General features: G+C 36.9%; 17 protein-coding genes and 2 pseudogenes. 14 read left to right on the forward strand and 5 right to left on the reverse strand.

The window, feature by feature from the left end; genetic code table 11:
• Positions 1-55 precede the first annotated feature (55 nt).
• A complete protein-coding gene (locus tag Q5794_RS10810) occupies positions 56-715 on the forward strand; it encodes a serine/threonine protein kinase (protein WP_214987163.1) in 660 nt (219 codons plus the stop codon).
• Positions 716-728: 13 nt separating this feature from the next.
• On the opposite strand, the gene Q5794_RS10815 is transcribed toward Q5794_RS10810, so the two are convergent.
• Positions 729-1007, reverse strand: a complete 279-nt coding sequence (locus tag Q5794_RS10815; RefSeq protein WP_214987162.1) for a hypothetical protein — start codon at positions 1005-1007, stop codon at positions 729-731.
• A 140-nt stretch (positions 1008-1147) separates the two neighbouring features.
• On the opposite strand from Q5794_RS10815, the gene Q5794_RS10820 reads away from it, so the two are divergent.
• The 3 genes and pseudogenes from Q5794_RS10820 (at position 1148) to Q5794_RS10830 (ending at position 3040) form a co-directional block, all read left to right on the forward strand.
• The gene (locus Q5794_RS10820; RefSeq protein ID WP_014460421.1) at positions 1148-1291 is read left to right on the forward strand and encodes a hypothetical protein; all 144 of its coding nucleotides are present in this window, start codon (positions 1148-1150) and stop codon (positions 1289-1291) included.
• Between the two features lie 129 nt (positions 1292-1420).
• On the forward strand, positions 1421-2215 hold the full coding sequence (gene motA / locus Q5794_RS10825; protein WP_214987161.1) for a flagellar motor stator protein MotA: 795 nt from the start codon (positions 1421-1423) through the stop codon (positions 2213-2215).
• A pseudogene (locus Q5794_RS10830) lies at positions 2208-3040 on the forward strand (flagellar motor protein MotB). The gene motA and the pseudogene Q5794_RS10830 overlap by 8 nt, the downstream one beginning before the upstream one ends.
• Before the next feature lie 35 nt (positions 3041-3075).
• On the opposite strand, the gene Q5794_RS10835 reads toward Q5794_RS10830, so the two are convergent.
• Entirely contained in the window at positions 3076-3408 is a 333-nt protein-coding gene (locus tag Q5794_RS10835) for a hypothetical protein (RefSeq protein WP_013056747.1), read from the reverse strand.
• 199 nt (positions 3409-3607) lie between these two features.
• On the opposite strand from Q5794_RS10835, the gene Q5794_RS10840 reads away from it, so the two are divergent.
• Both Q5794_RS10840 and Q5794_RS10845 read left to right on the forward strand, forming a co-directional pair.
• Positions 3608-4561 (forward strand): NAD(P)/FAD-dependent oxidoreductase, encoded by a 954-nt coding sequence (locus Q5794_RS10840; RefSeq protein ID WP_214987160.1) that lies wholly within the window; start codon positions 3608-3610, stop codon positions 4559-4561.
• A gap of 19 nt (positions 4562-4580) precedes the next feature.
• On the forward strand, positions 4581-5276 hold the full coding sequence (locus tag Q5794_RS10845) for a YqjF family protein (RefSeq protein WP_192997242.1): 696 nt from the start codon (positions 4581-4583) through the stop codon (positions 5274-5276).
• Positions 5277-5279: 3 nt separating this feature from the next.
• On the opposite strand, the pseudogene msrA reads toward Q5794_RS10845, so the two are convergent.
• A pseudogene (gene msrA, locus Q5794_RS10850) lies at positions 5280-6142 on the reverse strand (peptide-methionine (S)-S-oxide reductase MsrA).
• A gap of 370 nt (positions 6143-6512) precedes the next feature.
• Between msrA and nhaC the strand changes: the two are divergent.
• Complete coding sequence (gene nhaC / locus Q5794_RS10855; protein ID WP_192997244.1) at positions 6513-7919, forward strand: Na+/H+ antiporter NhaC; 1407 nt, start codon at positions 6513-6515, stop codon at positions 7917-7919.
• A 179-nt stretch (positions 7920-8098) separates the two neighbouring features.
• Here the strand turns inward: nhaC and Q5794_RS10860 are convergent, their stop codons facing one another.
• On the reverse strand, positions 8099-8752 hold the full coding sequence (locus tag Q5794_RS10860; protein WP_192997245.1) for a GntR family transcriptional regulator: 654 nt from the start codon (positions 8750-8752) through the stop codon (positions 8099-8101).
• Between the two features lie 362 nt (positions 8753-9114).
• Here Q5794_RS10860 and Q5794_RS10865 point away from each other — a divergent pair, with 362 nt between their 5' ends.
• The 7 genes from Q5794_RS10865 (at position 9115) to Q5794_RS10895 (ending at position 19087) form a co-directional block, all read left to right on the forward strand.
• The gene (locus Q5794_RS10865; RefSeq protein WP_025752074.1) at positions 9115-10527 is read left to right on the forward strand and encodes an amino acid permease; all 1413 of its coding nucleotides are present in this window, start codon (positions 9115-9117) and stop codon (positions 10525-10527) included.
• 296 nt (positions 10528-10823) lie between these two features.
• On the forward strand, positions 10824-11825 hold the full coding sequence (locus Q5794_RS10870; protein WP_215054660.1) for an acyltransferase family protein: 1002 nt from the start codon (positions 10824-10826) through the stop codon (positions 11823-11825).
• Positions 11826-11850: 25 nt separating this feature from the next.
• Positions 11851-12726: a peptidylprolyl isomerase gene (locus Q5794_RS10875; protein WP_374989085.1), complete on the forward strand. Its 876-nt coding sequence runs from the start codon at positions 11851-11853 to the stop codon at positions 12724-12726.
• 364 nt (positions 12727-13090) lie between these two features.
• Complete coding sequence (locus tag Q5794_RS10880) at positions 13091-13765, forward strand: response regulator transcription factor (RefSeq protein WP_013056756.1); 675 nt, start codon at positions 13091-13093, stop codon at positions 13763-13765.
• On the forward strand, positions 13755-15182 hold the full coding sequence (locus tag Q5794_RS10885; RefSeq protein WP_192997249.1) for a cell wall metabolism sensor histidine kinase WalK: 1428 nt from the start codon (positions 13755-13757) through the stop codon (positions 15180-15182). Before Q5794_RS10880 ends, Q5794_RS10885 begins: the two co-directional genes overlap by 11 nt.
• A 521-nt stretch (positions 15183-15703) precedes the next feature.
• Entirely contained in the window at positions 15704-17068 is a 1365-nt protein-coding gene (locus tag Q5794_RS10890) for an allantoinase (RefSeq protein ID WP_214987156.1), read from the forward strand.
• Between the two features lie 528 nt (positions 17069-17596).
• The gene (locus Q5794_RS10895) at positions 17597-19087 is read left to right on the forward strand and encodes a peptide MFS transporter (RefSeq protein ID WP_215054659.1); all 1491 of its coding nucleotides are present in this window, start codon (positions 17597-17599) and stop codon (positions 19085-19087) included.
• A 28-nt stretch (positions 19088-19115) separates the two neighbouring features.
• Here the strand turns inward: Q5794_RS10895 and Q5794_RS10900 are convergent, their stop codons facing one another.
• The gene (locus Q5794_RS10900) at positions 19116-19520 is read right to left on the reverse strand and encodes a hypothetical protein (RefSeq protein ID WP_013056760.1); all 405 of its coding nucleotides are present in this window, start codon (positions 19518-19520) and stop codon (positions 19116-19118) included.
• Positions 19521-19991: the final 471 nt, after the last annotated feature.

Here is a 19991-nt window from a genome sequence, read left to right on the forward strand (position 1 = left end):
ATTTATCATAGGGTAATATTTGATAGAGATTACTGAAGGATTTTTAGAGGGGACTATGGATAAAACAATTAAGCAGTTGGTGTCGCTAGTTGAAACATCATTACTAACGCAAGTTACGATTCAAAGTGAAAGTGACTATGATCCAGTTGAAGTTACGAACAAAACAAAAGAGTGGGTACTTATTGGTAAAGGAAACTATGCCGGTGTGTTTACGCACGAAAATTATCCTGAATTTGTCGTGAAAGTATACGGAAGAGAAATTTATGGTGTAAAAAAAGAAGCGCAAGTGTATAGAAAGCTGGGCGTTCACCCAGCTTATTCTCAAATTTTTCATGAGGGAAAGACGTACTTGATTTTAAAAAGACTTACAGGCGTTACCTTGTATGATGCCGCCCAGCGGGGCATAAAGATTCCAGAACAAGTCATAAAAGATGTGAACACAGCTTTGGACTATGCAAGAAGCCAAGGTTTAAACCCGTATGATGTGCATGGTAAAAATGTCATGATGAAAGATGGAAGAGGGTATGTGGTGGATATCTCTGACTTTTATAAAGAAGGTATTGATAAAAAATGGACAGACCTTGTAAAAGCTTATTACACCTTTTATCCGTTTATTGATAAATACCACATCCGCTTGCCGTATCCGCTTTTAAACGTTATCAGAAAAGCATATCGTCTATATCGTAGAATCAAATCAAAAAGGAGTTTCCGCTAAAGGGAACTCCTTTTTAAGATGAAATACAGCGCAATACATGCTGCTGCTCAAAAGTTGGTTTTAATTTGAATCGAATGGTTTGCAGTATTTCAGATTGATAGACAAATTTTAGCGTATGTTTAAGGGAAAGAGGATGTAAGAAAGAACGTATTCTTTTTTCAGCATAACGTATCACCTGTTCTTCATAAAATAAAGTACGTGCGGAGATTTTAGCGTGAATGTCTTTTGTTAGTTCGATTGTAAACTGGATAATCATTAAATCAGTGTCTTTACAGTATTTTTCTAGTAGCATAATATCACCTCCATTTTGTCAACTCATTTACATAATCTTAATATAAAATTTACAAATGTCAATAAAACACGGAAAAATAAATGGTAAGACTGTTCTTTTTATATGTTGAATAAACAAGAACGTGACAGAGGTGAATAAAGTTGAACATTAACGTCGGATTTGCAATTTTAGCTGATATTGATAATAAGATGACGGCTGCTATTTATGTGGAAAATCAAATTGTAGCGATTATAGCTGGACCTTCAGATATTCTGTATGAAAAGTTGAAAAAAGTGTTTTTATAATAGAGAAAAGCTGTAATTGTAAATATGATTCATAAAAGGCTTAAAAATTCTATGAAATAGTCGAAATAAAAGATGAGGATAAAATACACAAAAAGAAAGAACAGGAAGTTAAGGATAGGAGAATTACATATGGATAAAACATCTTTTATTGGACTGATTTTAGGAATAGCCTCTCTTATTGTAGGTATGTTTTTCAAAGGGGTTAATCCATCTGTGTTGGGAAATCCGGCTGCTATTTTAATTATTATTGTCGGAACCGTCGGAGCAGTAGTGATTGCATTTCCTTCAAATGAAATCAAAAGAGTCCCAAAACTGTTTGGTGTCCTGTTTAAAGAACAAAAAATGCTGCAGCCCGTTGATTTAGTATCCATGTTTTCTGAATGGGGACAAGTTGTTCGAAAAGAAGGGTTACTATCACTTGAAGCCCAAATTATTGATGTAGATGACCCTTTCTTAAAAAATGGTTTGAATTTAGCTATTGATGGTCAAAGTGCGGATTATATACGAGACGTGTTGTCTGAAGAAATTGATGCTATGGAAGAAAGACATCAAACGGGTGCAAGTATTTTCGCTTTAGCAGGTACATATGCTCCAACTCTGGGTGTACTTGGAGCTGTTATAGGGTTAATTGCTGCGCTTGGGAACATGGAAGATACAGATACGCTAGGACATGCGATCAGCGCGGCGTTTGTTGCTACGCTTCTTGGTATTTTTACTGGGTATGTACTATGGCATCCGTTTGCAAATAAACTAAAGCGTAAATCGAAATATGAAGTAAAGGTAAAGTATATGATGATCGAAGGAGTGCTTTCACTCCTAGAAGGAGAAACACCAAAAGTAATTGAGCAAAAGCTGGCTTCTTATTTGCCAACAGCGGAACGTAAAAAGCTTCTTCAAGAAAGTGAAGTGGGCATAAATGAGTAGACGCAGAAAACGAAAGCATGAAGAGGACCATGTTGACGAAAGCTGGCTGCTTCCTTACTCAGATTTGCTTACACTTTTACTTGCTTTATTCATTGTATTGTTTGCAATGAGCTCAGTGGATGCGCAAAAATTTAAGAACCTTTCTCGCGCATTTAATGAAGCGTTCGTTGGAGGAACGGGCGTGATGGAATTTCAAGCTCTGCAGGAATCTGAAGAAGCGGTTCAGCCTTCAAATACTCCTGCAGCTAAAAGTACGGAAAAAACAAATGAAGTGGAGACAGCCCCCAATCAGTCTCCTGCTTCTTCACAATCGTTAACGAGCGAACAAAAGGAGCAAACCATTCGAGAAGCTGATCAAGAAGAGCTTCAGCAAATTCAATCTAAAATTAATGCGTATATTCAAAAGAAAAACTTAACAAATCAATTACAGACTTCGCTAACCGAGGAAGGTCTCTTAATTTCCATTCGAGACAATGTATTGTTTGATTCGGGAAGAGCACAAGTTCGGAGTGAAGATACAAAAATCGCAAATGATATTTCAGAGCTTTTGGTGATTGATCCTCCTCGTAATATTATTATTAGCGGTCACACCGATAACGTACCTATTCGCAACGCTGGTTTTGAATCCAACTGGGAGTTAAGCGTGATGAGAGCAGTTAACTTTATGAAAGTTATCTTAAAAAACGATAAGCTAATCCAAGCATGTTCAGTGCAAAAGGATTTGGAGAGTTCAAACCGGTGACATCTAACAATACAGCAGAGGGGCAAGCGAAAAATAGAAGGGTTGAAATATTGATTACTCCTCGTACAATTAAACAGCCGTAAAAGCAGTCCTGCTTTTACGGCTGTTTTTCTATGTGTTATAAAGCTAAGAGTCTTCTCTTTTCAAAGTTTCCTCGTACTAACTTGAGATCCATTCCATCTAAAATCAAGTCAATGAGAGCACCTTTAAAGACATCCGCTGTTTTTTTCTTATCGTTGGACTGCAAATATTGCACGCGATACCACTTGTCTTCAACTTGAAAGTACATAAAACGTCCGTGCGTAAAATCAATCCAAAACTTTGTAGGTTGTCCATTGAGATTTTTATAAACATATCCCCAGCTTCGTCCTTGGTGAGCGTCCTTCATTTTAGGGCGAGCTGTATTAAATACTTCGTAATATACTTTGTGCTTAATATCATAGAGCATCATGTGACAGTCCTCCTATCTATAGACGTGCTAGTAGGTAAAGATATATTTGTATACAACAAGTATACTCAGCTGAATGGAATCGTAGACTATTTTTTTGAGACAAGCAGAAACGCAGTTAAATGAAAAAGACAGTTTAAATTAGCTCAATCATTCCGCTTTTTTTATACTGTAAGTAAATGCGTTAAATAAGGAGGAAAAAATGAGACGAGTAGGAATAGTAGGTGCTGGAATGACGGGCCTTACAGCAGCGGCTGAATTACAAAAAGAAGGAATAGAGGTCTTTCTTCTTGATAAGGGTAAAAGTGTAGGGGGACGAATGGCTACCCGAAGAGTAGGGGATGGAAAAGCAGATCACGGAGCTCAATTTTTTACAGTGAGATCCGATGAATTTCAACAAGACGTAAATAAATGGATAGCTGATACAAAGGTTAAGAAGTGGTTTGGTGACCATCACCCTCGGTATCAAAGTATGAATGGCATGAATGCGCTAGCTAAATATTTAGCTGAAGATCTACGCATATACGTGAATCGAAAAGTTCAAGCCATTGATTTTCAAAACGGAAGGTATCAGCTGTATACAGAAGAAAATGAGATTTTTGAAGCGACTGATATCATTCTTACACCTCCGTCGCCTCAGGTTATTGAGGTACTTAATAATAGTAAGCTGCAAGCGGACCAATCAATTCTTAATACACTGAAATTTAGTCCCTGCTTGGTTGCTATCGTGGAGCTTTACACAGAGATGCTGTATGGTGATCATGGTCAAATCACGAATCCATCTAGCACAATCCAAAGAATCGTTAATCATGAGCAAAAAGGAATATCAAAGACGCCCGTTCTTAGCATATATATGAATAAAGACTGGTCAGAAAAACATTTTGATGAACATGAACATGAGTTGCTGCGGGCGATAAAAAATGAAATAAAAGAATGGATAGGTGCAAATCATATTAAAAGCATTCAGTTAAAGAAATGGCGCTATGCAGAGGTTGAACAAGTTCTTCATCAGCCCTTTGCTAAAATTATGCCGTCGCTACTGGTGGCAGGAGATGCTTTTTTAAGAAGGGAAGACGAGACAAATCACTCACGGTTAGAGAGCGCATATTTGTCAGGGAAATCGGCAGCCGCTGAATTAATGGGAAAGAACAGCTAGAAAAAGGAGGGACCAAGAAGTGAAAAATAATTGGATAATGAAACAAACGTGGAAAGATTTACTGTTTATTCATTGGCCTGTAGATCCGGCATTTTTGGCTTCTTTATTGCCTAGTCAGTTAGAGCCTGACACCTATGATGGTCAAGGATGGATTGCACTTGTGCCTTTTACGATGACAGACATTCGATTTAAAGGAACGCCCCCAGTTCCCATCTTTTCACGGCTATATGAGCTGAATTTGCGTACATATGTTACATATAAAGGGGAAAAAGGCGTTTATTTTTTTAGTTTAGACGCAAGCAATCCGCTAGGGGTATGGATTGCTCGTCAGTTTTTTCATTTACCTTATTACCACGCTGCTATGACATTCAACAAAACTCAGAACCATATTTCTTTTCAGTCAGTTCGAACGCACAGAGACTCACAAAAAGAGCGAGTAAAGCTTACATATAGAGGTACTTCTCCGTCCTATCGTAGTAGAAAAGGAGAATTAGCTCATTGGCTTACAGAGCGCTACTGCTTATTTACCACTCATCAAGGAAATGTCTACAGAGGAGACCTTTATCATGATCCTTGGGAGCTGCAAAAAGGCGAGTGTGAAATAAGAGATGATTCTATTACTCAGCCTTTTTTGCGTCCGGCGGACAATCGCGATTTAATTGTGCAATATGCAAATCAAGTCACGGCTTATTTTTATCCTTTTAAAAAAGTATAAGTATCAAAACAAAATTAAAAAGTCTTCATACCCTTCTTCTTTAAGCTTCTCTTTTGGAATGAAGCGCAAAGCGGCGGAATTTACTTGATAGTATTCGCTGTTTTCTTCGGTTAATAGTAAACCCAAATAGTTATTTCCTTCTTTGCTTTTTAGTGCTGTTTCATGCTGCATCGGAACCTTTTTTATATTTCCGTATAAAATAGGGCGTTTAAAAACAGGCCACCCTGTATGGGAAGGGAGTTGATCTGACGTTTTAAACAGTGCTTCTCCCGTTAGAAGATCAACGTAAATTCCTTGTTTTTTGTTATTCCAATATAAATTTGTAAAAGGAGGTTCGGTTCCGTTTTCCTGCGTAACAAAATATTGCATGGGCGTTAGGACCTTTTTTAGATAGGAGCGGTCCTTTGGCCAATGCTGTGTCAGAAAATCAGTTCGCCCCGAGCCTTCTTTGTATAATTTATAGTGAAATGCGTTTTTTCGATAATAATCCTGCTGTTGCTCTTTTGCTTCATAAAAAAAGAAAAAGGTAAAATAGGTGTGACGATAGGATGCTTAAAGCGTCCGCTTTGGGCTAGCTTTTTTTTAGAATCAAAAGCCGCTTCTTTTTGTTTTTCGTTGTGATAAAAAATAATGGCTCGATATGACGGTCCGCGGTCTGAAAACTGTCCGCCGGAATCCGTAGGGTCAATTTGCTGCCAATACAGGTTAAGCAGTTCTTCAAACGTAATATGAGAAGGATCCCATACAATTTGTACTGCTTCTACGTATTCGCTTTCCTGTTTAGCTTCAGAAGTGATTTGTTCATCTTTAGCGTAGCCCGAGCGGATACTGCTGATTCCTGGAAGCTGATCAAAAGGAGCGACCATGCACCAAAAGCATCCTCCCGCAAATGTTGCATATTCTTTCACGTTACTTACCTCTTTTCGTTGAATGAAATAAATAAAAATATATTTATGTATTAAAATGTATAAATAACCAGAAAGCGCTTTATAACTAGTCTTGTAAGAAAGCACGTTCTTGTGGTATTATGACCACTGGATAAAAGAAAAATGGCTTATTGTTTACACGAGTATCCTTATTTTATGTTCTTAAAAAGATGCAGTTTATTGTTTAAGCATTCAAAGAAGTACATAGGTTCAAGCAGTAAGAGGAACAATTAAAGAATAGAATAAGGATGTTTTACTCTTAAACGATACCACATTCCAGAATCTACATACCAGTTTAGGAGGAGCTAGTTTGAACACAACCCGTTTACCATCTATGTGGGAAATAATGATTGTGCTTGCTTTATTTTTAGCAGTTGTTATTTCATTTGCAACTGTATTTGATTTACCTATTCAGCTCGCTTTATTTATTTCATGGTTTATTGTTATGGCGCTAGGAGTACGACTTGGGTATACGTATAATCATCTGCAAGGGGCCATTACAAGAGGAATATCAAACGGCTTAGAAGCTATTTTAATTTTATTAGCTGTCGGTACGTTAATTGGAACATGGATTGCCGGAGGAGTTGTTCCTTCTCTTATTTATTTTGGATTAGAGTTTATTAATCCAACATTCTTTTTACTTGCTACACTTATCATTTGCTCTATTACCTCGATTTCAACAGGAACATCTTGGGGAACGGTTGGTACAGCCGGAATCGCGATGATGGGAATCGGACAAGGCTTAGGCATGCCGCTTCCTTTAGTAGCTGGAGCTGTGATTTCAGGAGCTTATTTTGGAGACAAGCTTTCTCCTCTTTCTGACAGTACCATTTTATCTGCGTCAATGGCTCGAGTGAACGTTATTGATCACGTAAAAGCAATGTTAGTGTTGGATATTCCTGCTTACCTCATTACGGCAGTATTATTTACGGTAACAGGGTTTATGTATGGAGGAAAAGATTTTGATGCTGGACGGGTAGAAGGATTAAAATCTTCGCTGTTGGATACATTCCATATCAGCGGGTGGATGCTGATTCCGGCTTTGGCTGTCATTGTCCTTTTAGCATTCAAGAAACCTTCTCTTCCAGCAATTGCGATTGGCTCATTATTAGGAATTATATGGGCAGTTGTCTTTCAACATATGGATGTGGCGAGCGCATTTAATACGGCTTATGAAGGGTTTAAAATTAATACTGACAACACATTTTTAAGTGAGCTGTTAAATCGTGGCGGAATTTTAAGCATGGTCGGTTCCATTATTGTCATTATTTTTGGACTAGGCTTTGGCGGGTTATTAGATGAGCTCGGCGTCTTAGAAGTCCTACTATCTAAATTCGAAAAAATTCTTGTCAATTCAGGAAACGTTACGGCTTCTACTATTTTCGTTGGGTTATTAGGGAATATATTTGGTTGTGCAATGTATGTTTCATTAATTTTAACACCGAAAATTATGGAGAAAAGTTATGACAAGTTAAGAATACAGCGTCTAGTGCTTGCCCGTAACTCAGAAGTAGGGGGAACCTTAACTTCAGGAATGGTTCCGTGGACGGACAACGGTGTATTTCTAGCTACAACGCTTGGGATTTCTACATTCGCTTATCTGCCGTTTATGTGGCTAAGCTTTGTCTCTATTATTTTGGCGATTATTTACGGATATACAGGGAAATTCATTTGGTACGTAACCGAAGAAAAACAACGTTCTTCTATAGCGAAATAAAAGAGGCTGAGACAACAGTATGTTAGTTGAAAGAAGATCCGAACGATGAATTGAGATTCTTGATGGAGAATCAACTTCGTTCGGATTTTTTTATTGGTATGATAAACGTAGGTTTCATGTATTTCGTTGCTTCTAGCTGTTGACTGGATTGATTTAGTTATGTCTCGAGTTCTTTTTGATCAAATCATTTCTGGATATTCGATTTTCCAGTGGACATTTTGAAGGTAAAGCTGAACATCCGCCTTTTTTTTCTGTTTCAGAAGTTTTAGAATATGGCGGTGATGTTCATTCATCACATGTAAAATGGCGTATAGCTCTTTATTGTCATTGCTAAAGTACGTTTGTCTGATGAATCCGTCTTGTAAAGACATAAGCTGTTCTTTTAAGGTCACATTACCGCATCGGTTCAAGTATACTCGATGAAAATACGTTTGATATTTTTGATAATCCTGATAATTTTCTAATTCAATCGAAACATCGATTTTTTTAATAAGCTCATCCATCTTCGTAAAATCTTCTTCCGTTAAGTGATCAATCGATAGTGCAGCTGCAAGACCATCTAAAGCACCGACGATTTCAAATACTTCTAGTTTTTTTGGTGTGTCAATTTCCTTTACAGTAAACCCTCTGCGTGGTCTGTATTCTAATAGATTGTCTGAAGCCAGTTTAATAAGCGCTTCTCTCACAGGCGTTCGGCTGACATTCAGCTGAGAACAAATACTGGCTTCATTTATTTTGTCGTTAGGCAGCAGTGTACCGTCTTGAATTTGACTTGCTATGTAGTTATATACATGATCTTTTAATGAATGATAAATCATAGGCCCCTTGTTCATTGTTTCCCCCTAAAATAAATATCGCATCAGCCGTTCTTTCTCTTCATGTCATGGTGATGAAAAAGTATAAAAATAGCGTGAAAGAACGTACAGGTGTAAAAATAATCATATCATATCACTTCATTTAATCTTAGTTAGAATATAAAAAATAGAATTATTGAAATATTTTTTACTATTCATTGTTGTAAAAAATCTGAAAAATGATATAATCGTAAAAAGATTTAAGAAGTGTATATTGTATACAATATACAAAATTCGTACATATCGAAGAAATAGAGCCTACTCCTGCATAGAAGAGACTATAGAGAATATGTAAATAAACCAAGTTTTTGGATGGGTTTACTATAAAAAGGAGGTACATAATGGGAGAGAATACAACATCTATGAATCAGTTACAAAGAAAAATGAAAAGCCGTCATTTATTTATGATTTCTCTTGGCGGTGTTATCGGTACGGGGCTGTTTCTTAATTCAGGCTACACAATTAATGCAGCAGGTCCTGGGGGAACACTCCTTGCTTATTTAATCGGTGGATTAATTATGTATTTAGTCATGATATGTCTAGGGGAACTAAGCGTAGCAATGCCTGTGTCAGGATCATTTCAAGTATACGCTACGAAGTTTATCGGGCCAGGAACTGGTTTTGCGGTTGGCTGGCTCTACTGGCTGACTTGGGTGGTATCTGTCGGTTCGGAGTTTACAGCGTCTGGATTGCTTATGCAAAGATGGTTTCCTGACGTTTCGGTTTGGATATGGAGCGCGCTGTTTGCCCTTTTATTATTTGGTTTAAATGCAACATCTGTACGTTTTTTCGGCGAAACAGAATTTTGGTTTTCAAGTATTAAAGTATTAACGATTATTGTATTTATTATTTTAGGCGCAGCAGCGATGTTTGGATTCATTCCTCTTAGCGGTCATGAAAAAGCGCCGATGCTTTCTCATTTTACAGGAGAGGGCGGTTTATTTCCAAATGGACTTATGCCTGTATTAATTACGATGGTTTCTGTTAGCTTTGCTTTTTCGGGAACAGAATTAATTGGTATTACGGCGGGGGAAACAGAGGATCCGGAAAAGAACATACCTCGCGCAATTAAAAATATCATTTGGCGTACGTTCTTCTTTTTTATTGGCGCCATGTTTGTACTATCTGGGTTGATTTCATGGAAACAAGCAGGAGTGTTAGAAAGTCCTTTTGTGACGGTATTCGATCAAATAGGTATTCCTTACGCAGCAGATATCATGAACTTGGTTATTTTAACAGCTTTATTATCAAACGCTAATGCAGGATTATATGCATGTTCCAGAATGCTATGGTCATTATCTGATCAAAAAATGGTCAGCACTTGGTTAGGGAAAGTAACCTCTAAAGGAGTTCCATTTAATTCGTTGCTTATCAGCATGGGAGTGGCATGTCTCTCCCTGCTGTCAAGCGTAGTTGCACCAACAACTGTTTACTTAGTATTAGTTTCTATTTCTGGATTTGCGGTTGTAGCTGTATGGATGGCTATTGCAGCTTCTCACTTTATGTTCAGAAGACGCTATATTAAAGAAGGGAATGATGTATCGAAGCTTGTTTACAAAGCTCCTTTATATCCTATTGTACCTATTTTAGCGTTTGTTTTATGCTTTGCTGCTTGTGTAGGACTGGCTTTTGATGAGAGTCAGCGTATCGCATTATACTGCGGTATCCCGTTTGTCCTTTTTTGTTACTTGTTTTATTATTTGAAAAATAAAAAAGGAAACAGAAAAAACGAAAGTCAGCCTATAGCAAAATAAAAAGCAGAAGACCTAGGTCTTCTGCTTTTTTTGCATACAAAAACACCCTATCCATCCGTACTGGTTAAGTGTCCCGCAACAAGCGAAATTGAATTGGATAGGGTGCGTATCTATATAGTAGAGAAAGAGGAGCCATTTGTCAAACTTATTTAGCCGCGCCTTACTTAAAAATAGAAGTAAGCAAGGTTTTCACTGTTTTTTCATTTTCACTATGTATAGTAAGGAATGTAAAGAAAAGATATTCGCAGCAGCACGTCGTACAGATCCGTAGAACGCGAAAGAAAGGAGGAGGTCAAATGGCTAAGCGGGATGCGTATTTTGATAACGTGAAGTTTATCTTAATTGTATTAGTAGTGTTTGGCCATTTGTTAACTCCCTTCATCAATGATGAACAGTGGCTACGAACGCTCTACATATTTATTTACACCTTTCATATGCCAGCGTTTATTTTAATAAGCGGCTATTTTGCAAAGGGATACCGAAAAAAAGGATATATGTGGAAGATGTCGAAGAAAGTATTACTTCCTTATATTATTTTTCAACTTATCTATGCGGTATACGACTATAAACTGTATGATGAATCCACATTCGAAGTTTCAGTGTTTCAGCCAGCTTGGTCGCTATGGTTTTTGTTAAGTTTATTTTGTTGGAACGCCATGTTGTTCATTTTTACAAAAATCAAATATTCTTTAGCCGTTGCGGCATTTTTAGGAATTATGATTGGCTTATGTGAACCGCTGGAAACAACGTTAAGCCTTTCTAGAACCTTTGTGTTCTTTCCCTTCTTCTTAGCAGGGTTTTATATGAAAAAAGAACATTTTAAAAAGTTGACGTCTGTTTCTTGCAAAAAAGTAGCTGGAGGCACTTTGCTGATTATTGCTCTATGGATCCAGTATATAGCACCGGACTTTGAGAAAGAGTGGTTATTTGGTTCAAAATCTTATGCCTCTTTAGGTGTAAATCAATTAGAGGGAATGACCATTCGTACGCTATTTTATAGCATCAGCTTAGCAATGACGATTTCCTTTCTAGCTTTGATCCCTACACAAACGATGTCCTTTACATCTCGAGGTGCTCAAACCTTTTATGTATATCTGCTACATGGGTTTCTGATTAAATATATCCGCCTATCTTCTTTTGGAGACTGGATAGAAAGTGTACAAGGATATAGTATTCTTCTAATTGGAGCTTGTGGAGTGGCGTGGTTGTTGTCGAGTAAATACGTATCTACTATTGCAAGACCTTTAATTGAGCTTAAACCGTTACCAAGGCGCAAAAGTTTAAGTTTAGGTAAGTAATGAGAAATGGAAAAGGAGTTTAACGATGTCTAAAAACAAAATAATTATGATTATTGCAGCCGTTGTGATTATTGCTGCAGTAGCTATTGGTGCCGTAGCAATGAATAAATCAAAGGTGGTTGCTACCGTTGGTGATGAAAAAATCACAAAAGATCAGCTGTACGATGCTCTTCTTGCTCAAGGAGGATCAAGTGTCCTTGATTCACTGATTGAACAAAAAGTCATTTCAAAAGAAGCAGCTAAACAAAATATTAAAGTAACCGATAAAGAAATTAATGCTGAATTAGAAAACCTTAAAAGTCAGTACGGGGGAGAAGATGCATTAAATCAAGCATTAGCATCTAGCGGTGTAAAATTGTCAGAGCTGAAAAAAGATTTAAAGACGAATATTGAGGCAAAAAAAATGGTCGAGTCGACTATTAATATTAAAGATAGTGAAATGAAATCGTACTTTAATCAAAATAAAGATTCACTAGCTACAGAAGCACAGGTGAAAGCTAGTCATATCTTAGTAGCAGACGAAAAGACAGCGAAAGAAGTAAAGGCAAAGCTTGATAAAGGAGAAGATTTTGCGAAGCTAGCAAAAGAATATTCAACAGATACAGCTTCTAAATCAGATGGCGGAAACCTTGGATACTTCAAAAAAGACGATATGGTCGAAGCTTTTGCCAACAAAGCATTTTCAATGAAGGTAAATGAAGTAAGTGATCCTGTTAAAACAGAATACGGTTATCACATTATTAAAGTAACAGGCAAAAAAGAAGCGCAAAAAGCAACATATGAAAATAGCAAAACAAAAATTAAGCAAACGCTGCTTGATCAAAAATACCAAACAGAGTATCCAACATGGTTACAAAAGCTAAAGAAAAAGTATGATATTACAAACAAACTTGATTCATAAATAATACCTTAACGAAATGAGGGGATGGATATGAAACAAACAGCGTCTTATAGTAAGTTAGAAAAAATCGTCGAACAATTGAAGCACAGAGGTGTACGAGCTGAGATATGTCGGCGTGTTGTAAAGGTCACAGAAACTGTTAATGGATCAAATCCTTCATATTCAAATCAAATCGTTAGGCATTCATAAAGAGTACAAAAGGCGCAAACTGCTGGACAGCAGTTTGCGCCCGTGCTGAGTATAGCTAAGGGAATTTAAAATGAAAAGAGATCAGTAGAGGCAGCTTGTTTCTGCTGATTCTTTTTGTATAATAAAGTAAACAAAAGGATGCAGCGACATGTATCAAAGGAAGGAGTTACGCGGAATGAATGTACTGCTAGCAGAAGATGATTTGCAGCTAGGTGAATTAGTTAGTTATATGCTAAAGAAAAAAGGAGGCTATAACGTCGAATGGGTGACGGAAGGGAATGATGCATATGATTATGCATCTGAAGCGCATTATGATGTGTTAATTCTTGACTGGATGATGCCCAATGGAGACGGAATCGATGTATGTAAACGTCTAAGAAAAGAAGGATACGCCGGAGCTATTCTTATGTTAACAGCAAAAGATGCGGTTCAAGATCGTATACAAGGCTTAGATGCGGGAGCGGATGATTACGTTATTAAGCCATTTGAAATTGACGAGCTGCTTGCAAGGCTTCGTGCTTTGTCTCGTCGTAATTATGCACCGATTTTAGAAGAAGAAGTAGAGATTGCCAGCATGATATTAAAAAGAGCAAGTCAAACCGTGCAGTTTGACGAGGAGTTTATTCAATTAAGTCCTCGTGAATTTCAACTCCTAGATTTTTTAGTGAAAAACAAAGGACAAGTTCTTTCTCGAGATATTATCTTAGACCGGGTATGGGGATATGAATCAGATGTTTCCATTAAAACGATTGATGCGACGGTTAAACTTTTGCGAAAAAAACTAGAGAAATTTAACAAACAGGATCTTATTCAAAGCATTCGCGGAGTAGGCTACAAAATTGAAAGCTAAACTCCTTACAAGAGCTAAACAGAAAGTAAAACAAAAAGTAAAGCAAGATTTATTCAGCCAGACGCAAAATCGTTTAACATTCCGATATAGCGCATTACTAATGCTGTTTCTGCTATTATTCGTGTTTATTGTTTATGCATTGGTATATGTGGTTGTATCCAATAGTCAGCAGCAAAACTTAAATAGCATGCTAAAGCAAGAGTCCCGAATTGTCCAAAGCATCTTAATTAAACAAGCGATAAACAGCTCGAATCAACAGTCAAAAGAAGAGTACAAAAACATTGTCGTAGCCGGTGAAGATCAATTTTTTTATTATGTAATCAGTCCTGAAGGGGACCTTATTATGGGAAACGAAGCGAGCGAGCGGCTTCGCTCTAACTTATTAGATTTAATTGACGGGTGGATCCCTATTGAAAATGAAGTGAGGAAAGAACGAATAAAAGCCCCGCGTCCTAGTTTCGAACACATTGAAGGAGTAAAAGGGCAAAACGGGGAAGGCAAAATAGATATTGATTTGATGATGGCGGGTGAACCTATTTTTTATAAAGGTCAATTTTTAGGGATGCTTTATATTGGAAAAGACGTTTCATTTCTTTATCAGCTGTTAAAGTGGCTCCTTATTATTATGTTAAGCCTTACCGTACTGTTTGTAGGAGTAGCCATTTATATCAGCCGCTTAATGTCAAAACGGGCTATGGTCCCAATTGAAACAGCTTTTCAAAAGCAAAAAGAGTTTGTGGCGGATGCATCCCATGAGTTAAGAACGCCGCTTAGCGTTATGCTTTCTTCTATCAATGCTTTAGAAATGCAGGAGGAAGTAACAGAAGATCCTTTTTCTAAAAAATTAATCAATAATATGAAAGCTGAAGTGAAGCGCATGACGAGTCTCGTCAGTGATCTGCTTACGCTTGCACGCTCAGACTCTAATAAAGTAGAAAAAGCAATGATGCCCTTTGATATTACAGACGCGGTGCAAAAGGTAATGGAATCGGTTGAAACCCTAGCGATTTCTAAACATATTGATTTGCAGCTGGATACGCCGGAAAAATTAGTGGTAACTGGAGATCAAGAGCGTCTAACTCAGCTGATCTACATTTTGTTAGATAATGCGATTAAATATACGACTCCTCATGGAAGTGTAAACATTCAAGTGGTTCAGCATGGGAGTGAATGTATATTAAAAGTACGTGATACAGGGGTTGGAATTCATCCCGAAGAAAAGGATCGAATCTTTGACCGCTTTTATCGTGCTGATAAATCCCGATCCCGTCAAATGGGAGGTCATGGGCTTGGCCTAGCAATTGCTAAATGGATTGTAGAAACACATAAAGGAAAAATTGACGTAGAAAGTGAACAAGAAAAAGGAAGTACATTTACAGTAAGGTTGCCAATGTCACAAAAAGTGAAAAAGAGTTAAAAGAGGCTGTGACAAAATTAGTTGAAGGAAGATCCGAACAAGTTTGATTCTTGATGGGGAATCAAACTCGTTCGGATTTTTTTATGGTTAGGGTGAACGTAGGTTTTACGTATGTAGTTGCTTCTAGCTGTTGATTGGTGGGCAAGGCGAAGACTCCTGCGGGAAAAGCGAAATAGGTGAGACCCAGCGGAAACGAAAGGCTTGTACAGAAATCAACAGCAGTGTCACAAGCGATCTATACTAGCTCCTTTATACCAATTTGTTCGTCCATTCATTTATTTATGTCTCAATCTCTTTTTAGTTAGTGAAAGTGACCAAATAAAAAAGAAAAGTTTAGACAAAATGGTGAGTGTAAAAATCAGATAATTCAGTTATATTTACTAGCGTAATAACCAGTCTATGTGTCAGTTTTCTTTACAAGGATAAAGACTTTTTAAAGGAAACAGTGCATGATAGAACAATAGCAGACTGCTTCGTTTAATAAGAAGATGGAGTAGTTAAATAAAGGGGAGTTTGATAACATGTACGATTTAATTATTCGGGATGGTTCGGTCGTATTAGAAGACGAAATAGTAAAAGCGGATATAGGGATTAAAAAAGGAAAGATTGCAGAAATAGCGCAAGGTGTTAGCACACCGGCAAAAAAATACGTAGATGCTAAAGGCAAATATGTTCTGCCTGGAATGATTGATATTCACGTGCATTTTGATGAACCGAGCCGAGACCATTGGGAAGGGTTTGACTACGGTTCAGCATCTATGGCTGCGGGAGGCTGCACTACATATTTTGATATGCCTTTAAACGGAGTTCCTCCTACCGTAACAGAAGCAGCGCTGTGGGAAAAGAAAAAGCTGGCTGATCAAAAGTCAGTAGTAGATTATGGTCTATGGGGAGGGTTGGTTCCTGGTAATAAAGAAGAATTAGCCAAAATGGCTCATTCGGGTGTAATAGGTTTTAAAGCATTTATGTCAGAAGCCGGTTCTGAATTTGATTTCTCAGATGACCTCACATTATATGAAGGAATGAAAGAGATTGCAAAACTAAATAAAGTGCTTGCCCTGCATGCTGAAAGAAATGACTTAATACAAAAGCTTGAACAGGCTAAACAGAAGCAAAAGCAAACTGCTATTAAAGATTATTTAGAAACGCGACCGGTTGTAGCAGAAGTAAACGCAGTAAAGCAAGCGCTTGAGTACGGTGAAGAAACGGGATGTCCGCTTCACTTTGTACACATTAGCAGCTCTGAAGCAGTGCAGCTTATTACGGAAGCAAAGAAGAATGGAATGAATGTTACGCTAGAAACATGTCCGCATTATTTACTTTTTACAGAGGAAGACTTTGAAGAAATTGGCGTAACGGCTAAGTGTGCACCTCCTCTTCGCAGCAGGAGTCAAAAAGAAAAATTATGGGCTCGTATCCAATCAGAGGAAGTAGATATGATTTCTTCAGATCATTCTCCTTGCCCGATTGAGTTAAAAACAGCTCATCAGAATGATTTATTTAAAGTATGGGGTGGAATATCAGGCGGTCAGTACTCTTTACAAGCAATGATTAGTGAAGGAGCCATCACTAGAGGGATTTCTCTTTCTCACATTTCAAAGCTTGTATCAACCAATCCAGCTAAACGATTCGGTTTATATCCTAAAAAAGGAAGCATTTTGCTGGGATCCGATGCGGATTTGGTTATCGTTGATCTGGATCAAACTGAAAAAGTGACAAAAGAAGGAATGGTTTTCAAACATAAGCACAGTATTTATGAAGGAACGGTATTTAATAGCGTTATTTTAACTACCATTAATAGAGGAACGATTGTATACAATAAAGAAGAAGGTGTGTTTCCTCTTCACAAAGGACAAATGGTAAACGGTGAATACGTAAAATTGTAGGTACAGTGAAAAAAGAGGTGAAAAATAAACCTTTTATCTCTTTTTTTACATAAAAAAATGAGGATGACTTATATTAAAGGTAATACATAGGAGAAAAATGAGTATCTACTATAACAAAAGAGAAATTTTTAAAGAGGTTTTTATTATTCTGAAAAAGTATATTTTCGATTGAGGGAAGCAGAATGAAAAAATAATAAAGCTTCTTTTTTAATTTAGAGAAAAAATTTCCAAAAAGAAAAATATTATCTGGTTGTATGAAAAGTAGATAATCAGATGCTTTGTAATCAAGGGTTTTGTATAAAAAAATTTTCAAAAAGATATTTTAAGAAAAGAAATCTTGATTTAAAGCTTTTTATAGGTGCAATTTTATAATGGAAAACCGTATTTTATGCACTCATTGTAAAATTCTGATATTGACAGAATCATTTTATAAGAATAAAATTTTCTTGTTTCTATTTTTTTATATCATCATAATTTTTTGACAGTTTTGTCTATGGTGGTTTACGGTTGAAAGAGAGGTTAAGGAATATGTCGGTAGAGAGAGAAAAAGTGTATGAAACAGTTCCTCAAAAAGGATTCTTCGGACATCCTAAGGGGTTATTTACCTTGTTCTTTACAGAATTCTGGGAACGTTTTTCATACTATGGAATGCGTGCGCTACTTGTATTGTACATGTACGATACAATTGCAAACGGTGGATTAGGAATGGAACAAGGAACCGCTTTAGCGATCTTTTCTATTTATGGTTCCCTTGTTTATATGTCTGGAATTATTGGCGGTTGGATTGCAGACCGCATTTTAGGTACGTCTAATACGGTGTTTTACGGCGGTATATTTATTATGCTGGGGCATTTAGTGCTTGCGTTGCCGGCAGGTGTAACAGCGCTGTTTATTTCAATGTTCTTAATTATCATTGGAACAGGTTTATTAAAACCAAACGTTTCGAGCGTTGTGGGCGATATGTATAGCCCGACTGATAACCGTCGAGATGCTGGATTTAGTATCTTCTATATGGGTGTAAATGCAGGAGCATTTATCGCGCCGCTAGTTGTTTCAACAGTAGGTGAAAAATATAATTATCACTTAGGTTTTGGAATCGCAGCAGTAGGAATGCTTTTAGGTCTAATCGTATTTATGGCTACACGAGGCAAAAACCTAGGTCGTGCAGGCAGACAAGTTCCAAACCCTTTAAAACCAGAAGAACGTAAAAAAGTTTTTGGTACCATTGCACTTGTTGTAGTTGTACTGGCAATCTTTATTGTACTGACTTCTTTAGCGGGTATTTTAACCGTTGAAGGTGTTATTTTATTTGTAAGTATTTTAGCGATTGTTATTCCTATTATTTACTTTGTTGTTATGTATAAGAGCCCCAAGACAACAGCTGATGAGCGTTCACGCGTATTAGCGTACATTCCTCTTTTTATCTCTGGAGTAATGTTCTGGGCGATTCAAGAGCAGGGGTCAACAATTTTAGCAACGTATGCAAAAGATCATACGCAGCTAACGTATGGTGGTTTTAAAATTCCAGTTGGCTGGTTCCAATCTTTAAATCCGCTATTCATTATTGTATTTGCGCCAGTTTTTGCAGTGATTTGGGTAAAATTAGGAAACAGACAGCCTTCTACACCAAAGAAGTTTTCATTAGGACTTTTATTTGCAGGGCTTTCTTTCCTTGTCATGGTTATCCCGGCTAGCATTCATGGAAATGAAACGTTAGCGAGCCCGCTATGGCTAGTGCTAAGCTTCTTCTTAGTCGTAGTTGGAGAGCTTTGTTTATCACCAGTAGGGTTATCAACTACAACAAAACTAGCACCTGCAGCGTTTTCTGCTCAGACGATGAGTTTATGGTTCCTAACAAGCGCAGCGGCGCAGGCAATCAATGCTCAGCTTGTTCAATACTATGAAAACATTTCGCAAGTTGTTTATTTTGCTGCATTGGGCGGAGTGTCGGTTATTTTAGGTGTAATTGTGCTAATGATTTCTCCAAAAATTCAGCGTTTAATGAAAGGTGTTCAATAAGAAAAACCGTCCTTAAGGACGGTTTTTTTTATGATTTATTTGAAAAAATATTCATGAAGGAGGCGTACGTCTGATCGTCCTCACCCTCATAGAACGCAAGATTTAAAAGTCTGTTAAGTTCGTTTGTTGATTTTTCAGTTTCTGCAATAATTTGATGCATATGAGCAATCTTAGACATAGATCCGTTGCCATGAGCATTTTTGATTTGATTTAATGTTAAATGAAGCGATAAGACCTCTCGGCGAAGAGCTTGTCTTAATTCAGAGGAAGCAGGGATAAAAAAGCGTTTATAAAAATAACTCGCTTCTTCAAACACCAATTCTCCATTTTCTAGCTCTTTAGCCGCAATTTCTTTAATCTCTTGATCGTCTAATCGACTGGCTGCTTCTTCGATAAGAAATCCAAAAATAATAGCTGTATCTGGTTTTAACATACAATAACCTCCATTATTATAAAAAAGAACTATGTAGTTTATATGTATAGATAGAAAGGAAAAAATATTCATAGTAATTCACTAATCAGCATAGACAAAAAAATAAAAAATATTCTTTTAGAGGTAAATTAAAATTATTTCAAAATAAATTTTTTATAATTAAACATTTTTTCCATATTAAAGGATTATTTTGACTTTCAAAAAGAGATGAATAGAATAAAGAGGGTTCTTAGTACCTATATAAGAAGAAAATTGATAAAAGATATTAAATTCAGAAATTTCTACCTCTTTATAACTAAAAAATTGCTCTACTAAAATAGTTGACAGCAGAAATAGATAGGCATAAAATATACTATTGTCAAATGAATTAGCAAGCTATTCATAAAAAGTTAACGGACATTTGAATAATATGAGTAATATTCATATAAGGTATTAATTACTTAAATCTAACCAACTTGTATGCTTGTCATA

Source organism: Priestia megaterium (assembly GCF_041941685.1).
GTDB classification, from domain to species: Bacteria; Bacillota; Bacilli; order Bacillales; family Bacillaceae_H; genus Priestia; species Priestia megaterium_C.

Bases quoted from the DNA above. Each gene is read 5' to 3' on its own strand.
- Q5794_RS10810 (WP_214987163.1), top strand. From the start codon at position 56: ATGGATAAAACAATTAAGCAGTTGGTGTCGCTAGTTGAAACATCATTA.
- Q5794_RS10815 (WP_214987162.1), bottom strand. From the start codon at position 1,007: ATGCTACTAGAAAAATACTGTAAAGACACTGATTTAATGATTATCCAG.
- motA (WP_214987161.1), top strand. From the start codon at position 1,421: ATGGATAAAACATCTTTTATTGGACTGATTTTAGGAATAGCCTCTCTT.
- Q5794_RS10835 (WP_013056747.1), bottom strand. From the start codon at position 3,408: ATGATGCTCTATGATATTAAGCACAAAGTATATTACGAAGTATTTAAT.
- Q5794_RS10840 (WP_214987160.1), top strand. From the start codon at position 3,608: ATGAGACGAGTAGGAATAGTAGGTGCTGGAATGACGGGCCTTACAGCA.
- Q5794_RS10860 (WP_192997245.1), bottom strand. From the start codon at position 8,752: ATGAACAAGGGGCCTATGATTTATCATTCATTAAAAGATCATGTATAT.
- Q5794_RS10865 (WP_025752074.1), top strand. From the start codon at position 9,115: ATGGGAGAGAATACAACATCTATGAATCAGTTACAAAGAAAAATGAAA.
- Q5794_RS10870 (WP_215054660.1), top strand. From the start codon at position 10,824: ATGGCTAAGCGGGATGCGTATTTTGATAACGTGAAGTTTATCTTAATT.
- Q5794_RS10875 (WP_374989085.1), top strand. From the start codon at position 11,851: ATGTCTAAAAACAAAATAATTATGATTATTGCAGCCGTTGTGATTATT.
- Q5794_RS10880 (WP_013056756.1), top strand. From the start codon at position 13,091: ATGAATGTACTGCTAGCAGAAGATGATTTGCAGCTAGGTGAATTAGTT.
- Q5794_RS10890 (WP_214987156.1), top strand. From the start codon at position 15,704: ATGTACGATTTAATTATTCGGGATGGTTCGGTCGTATTAGAAGACGAA.
- Q5794_RS10895 (WP_215054659.1), top strand. From the start codon at position 17,597: ATGTCGGTAGAGAGAGAAAAAGTGTATGAAACAGTTCCTCAAAAAGGA.
- Q5794_RS10900 (WP_013056760.1), bottom strand. From the start codon at position 19,520: ATGTTAAAACCAGATACAGCTATTATTTTTGGATTTCTTATCGAAGAA.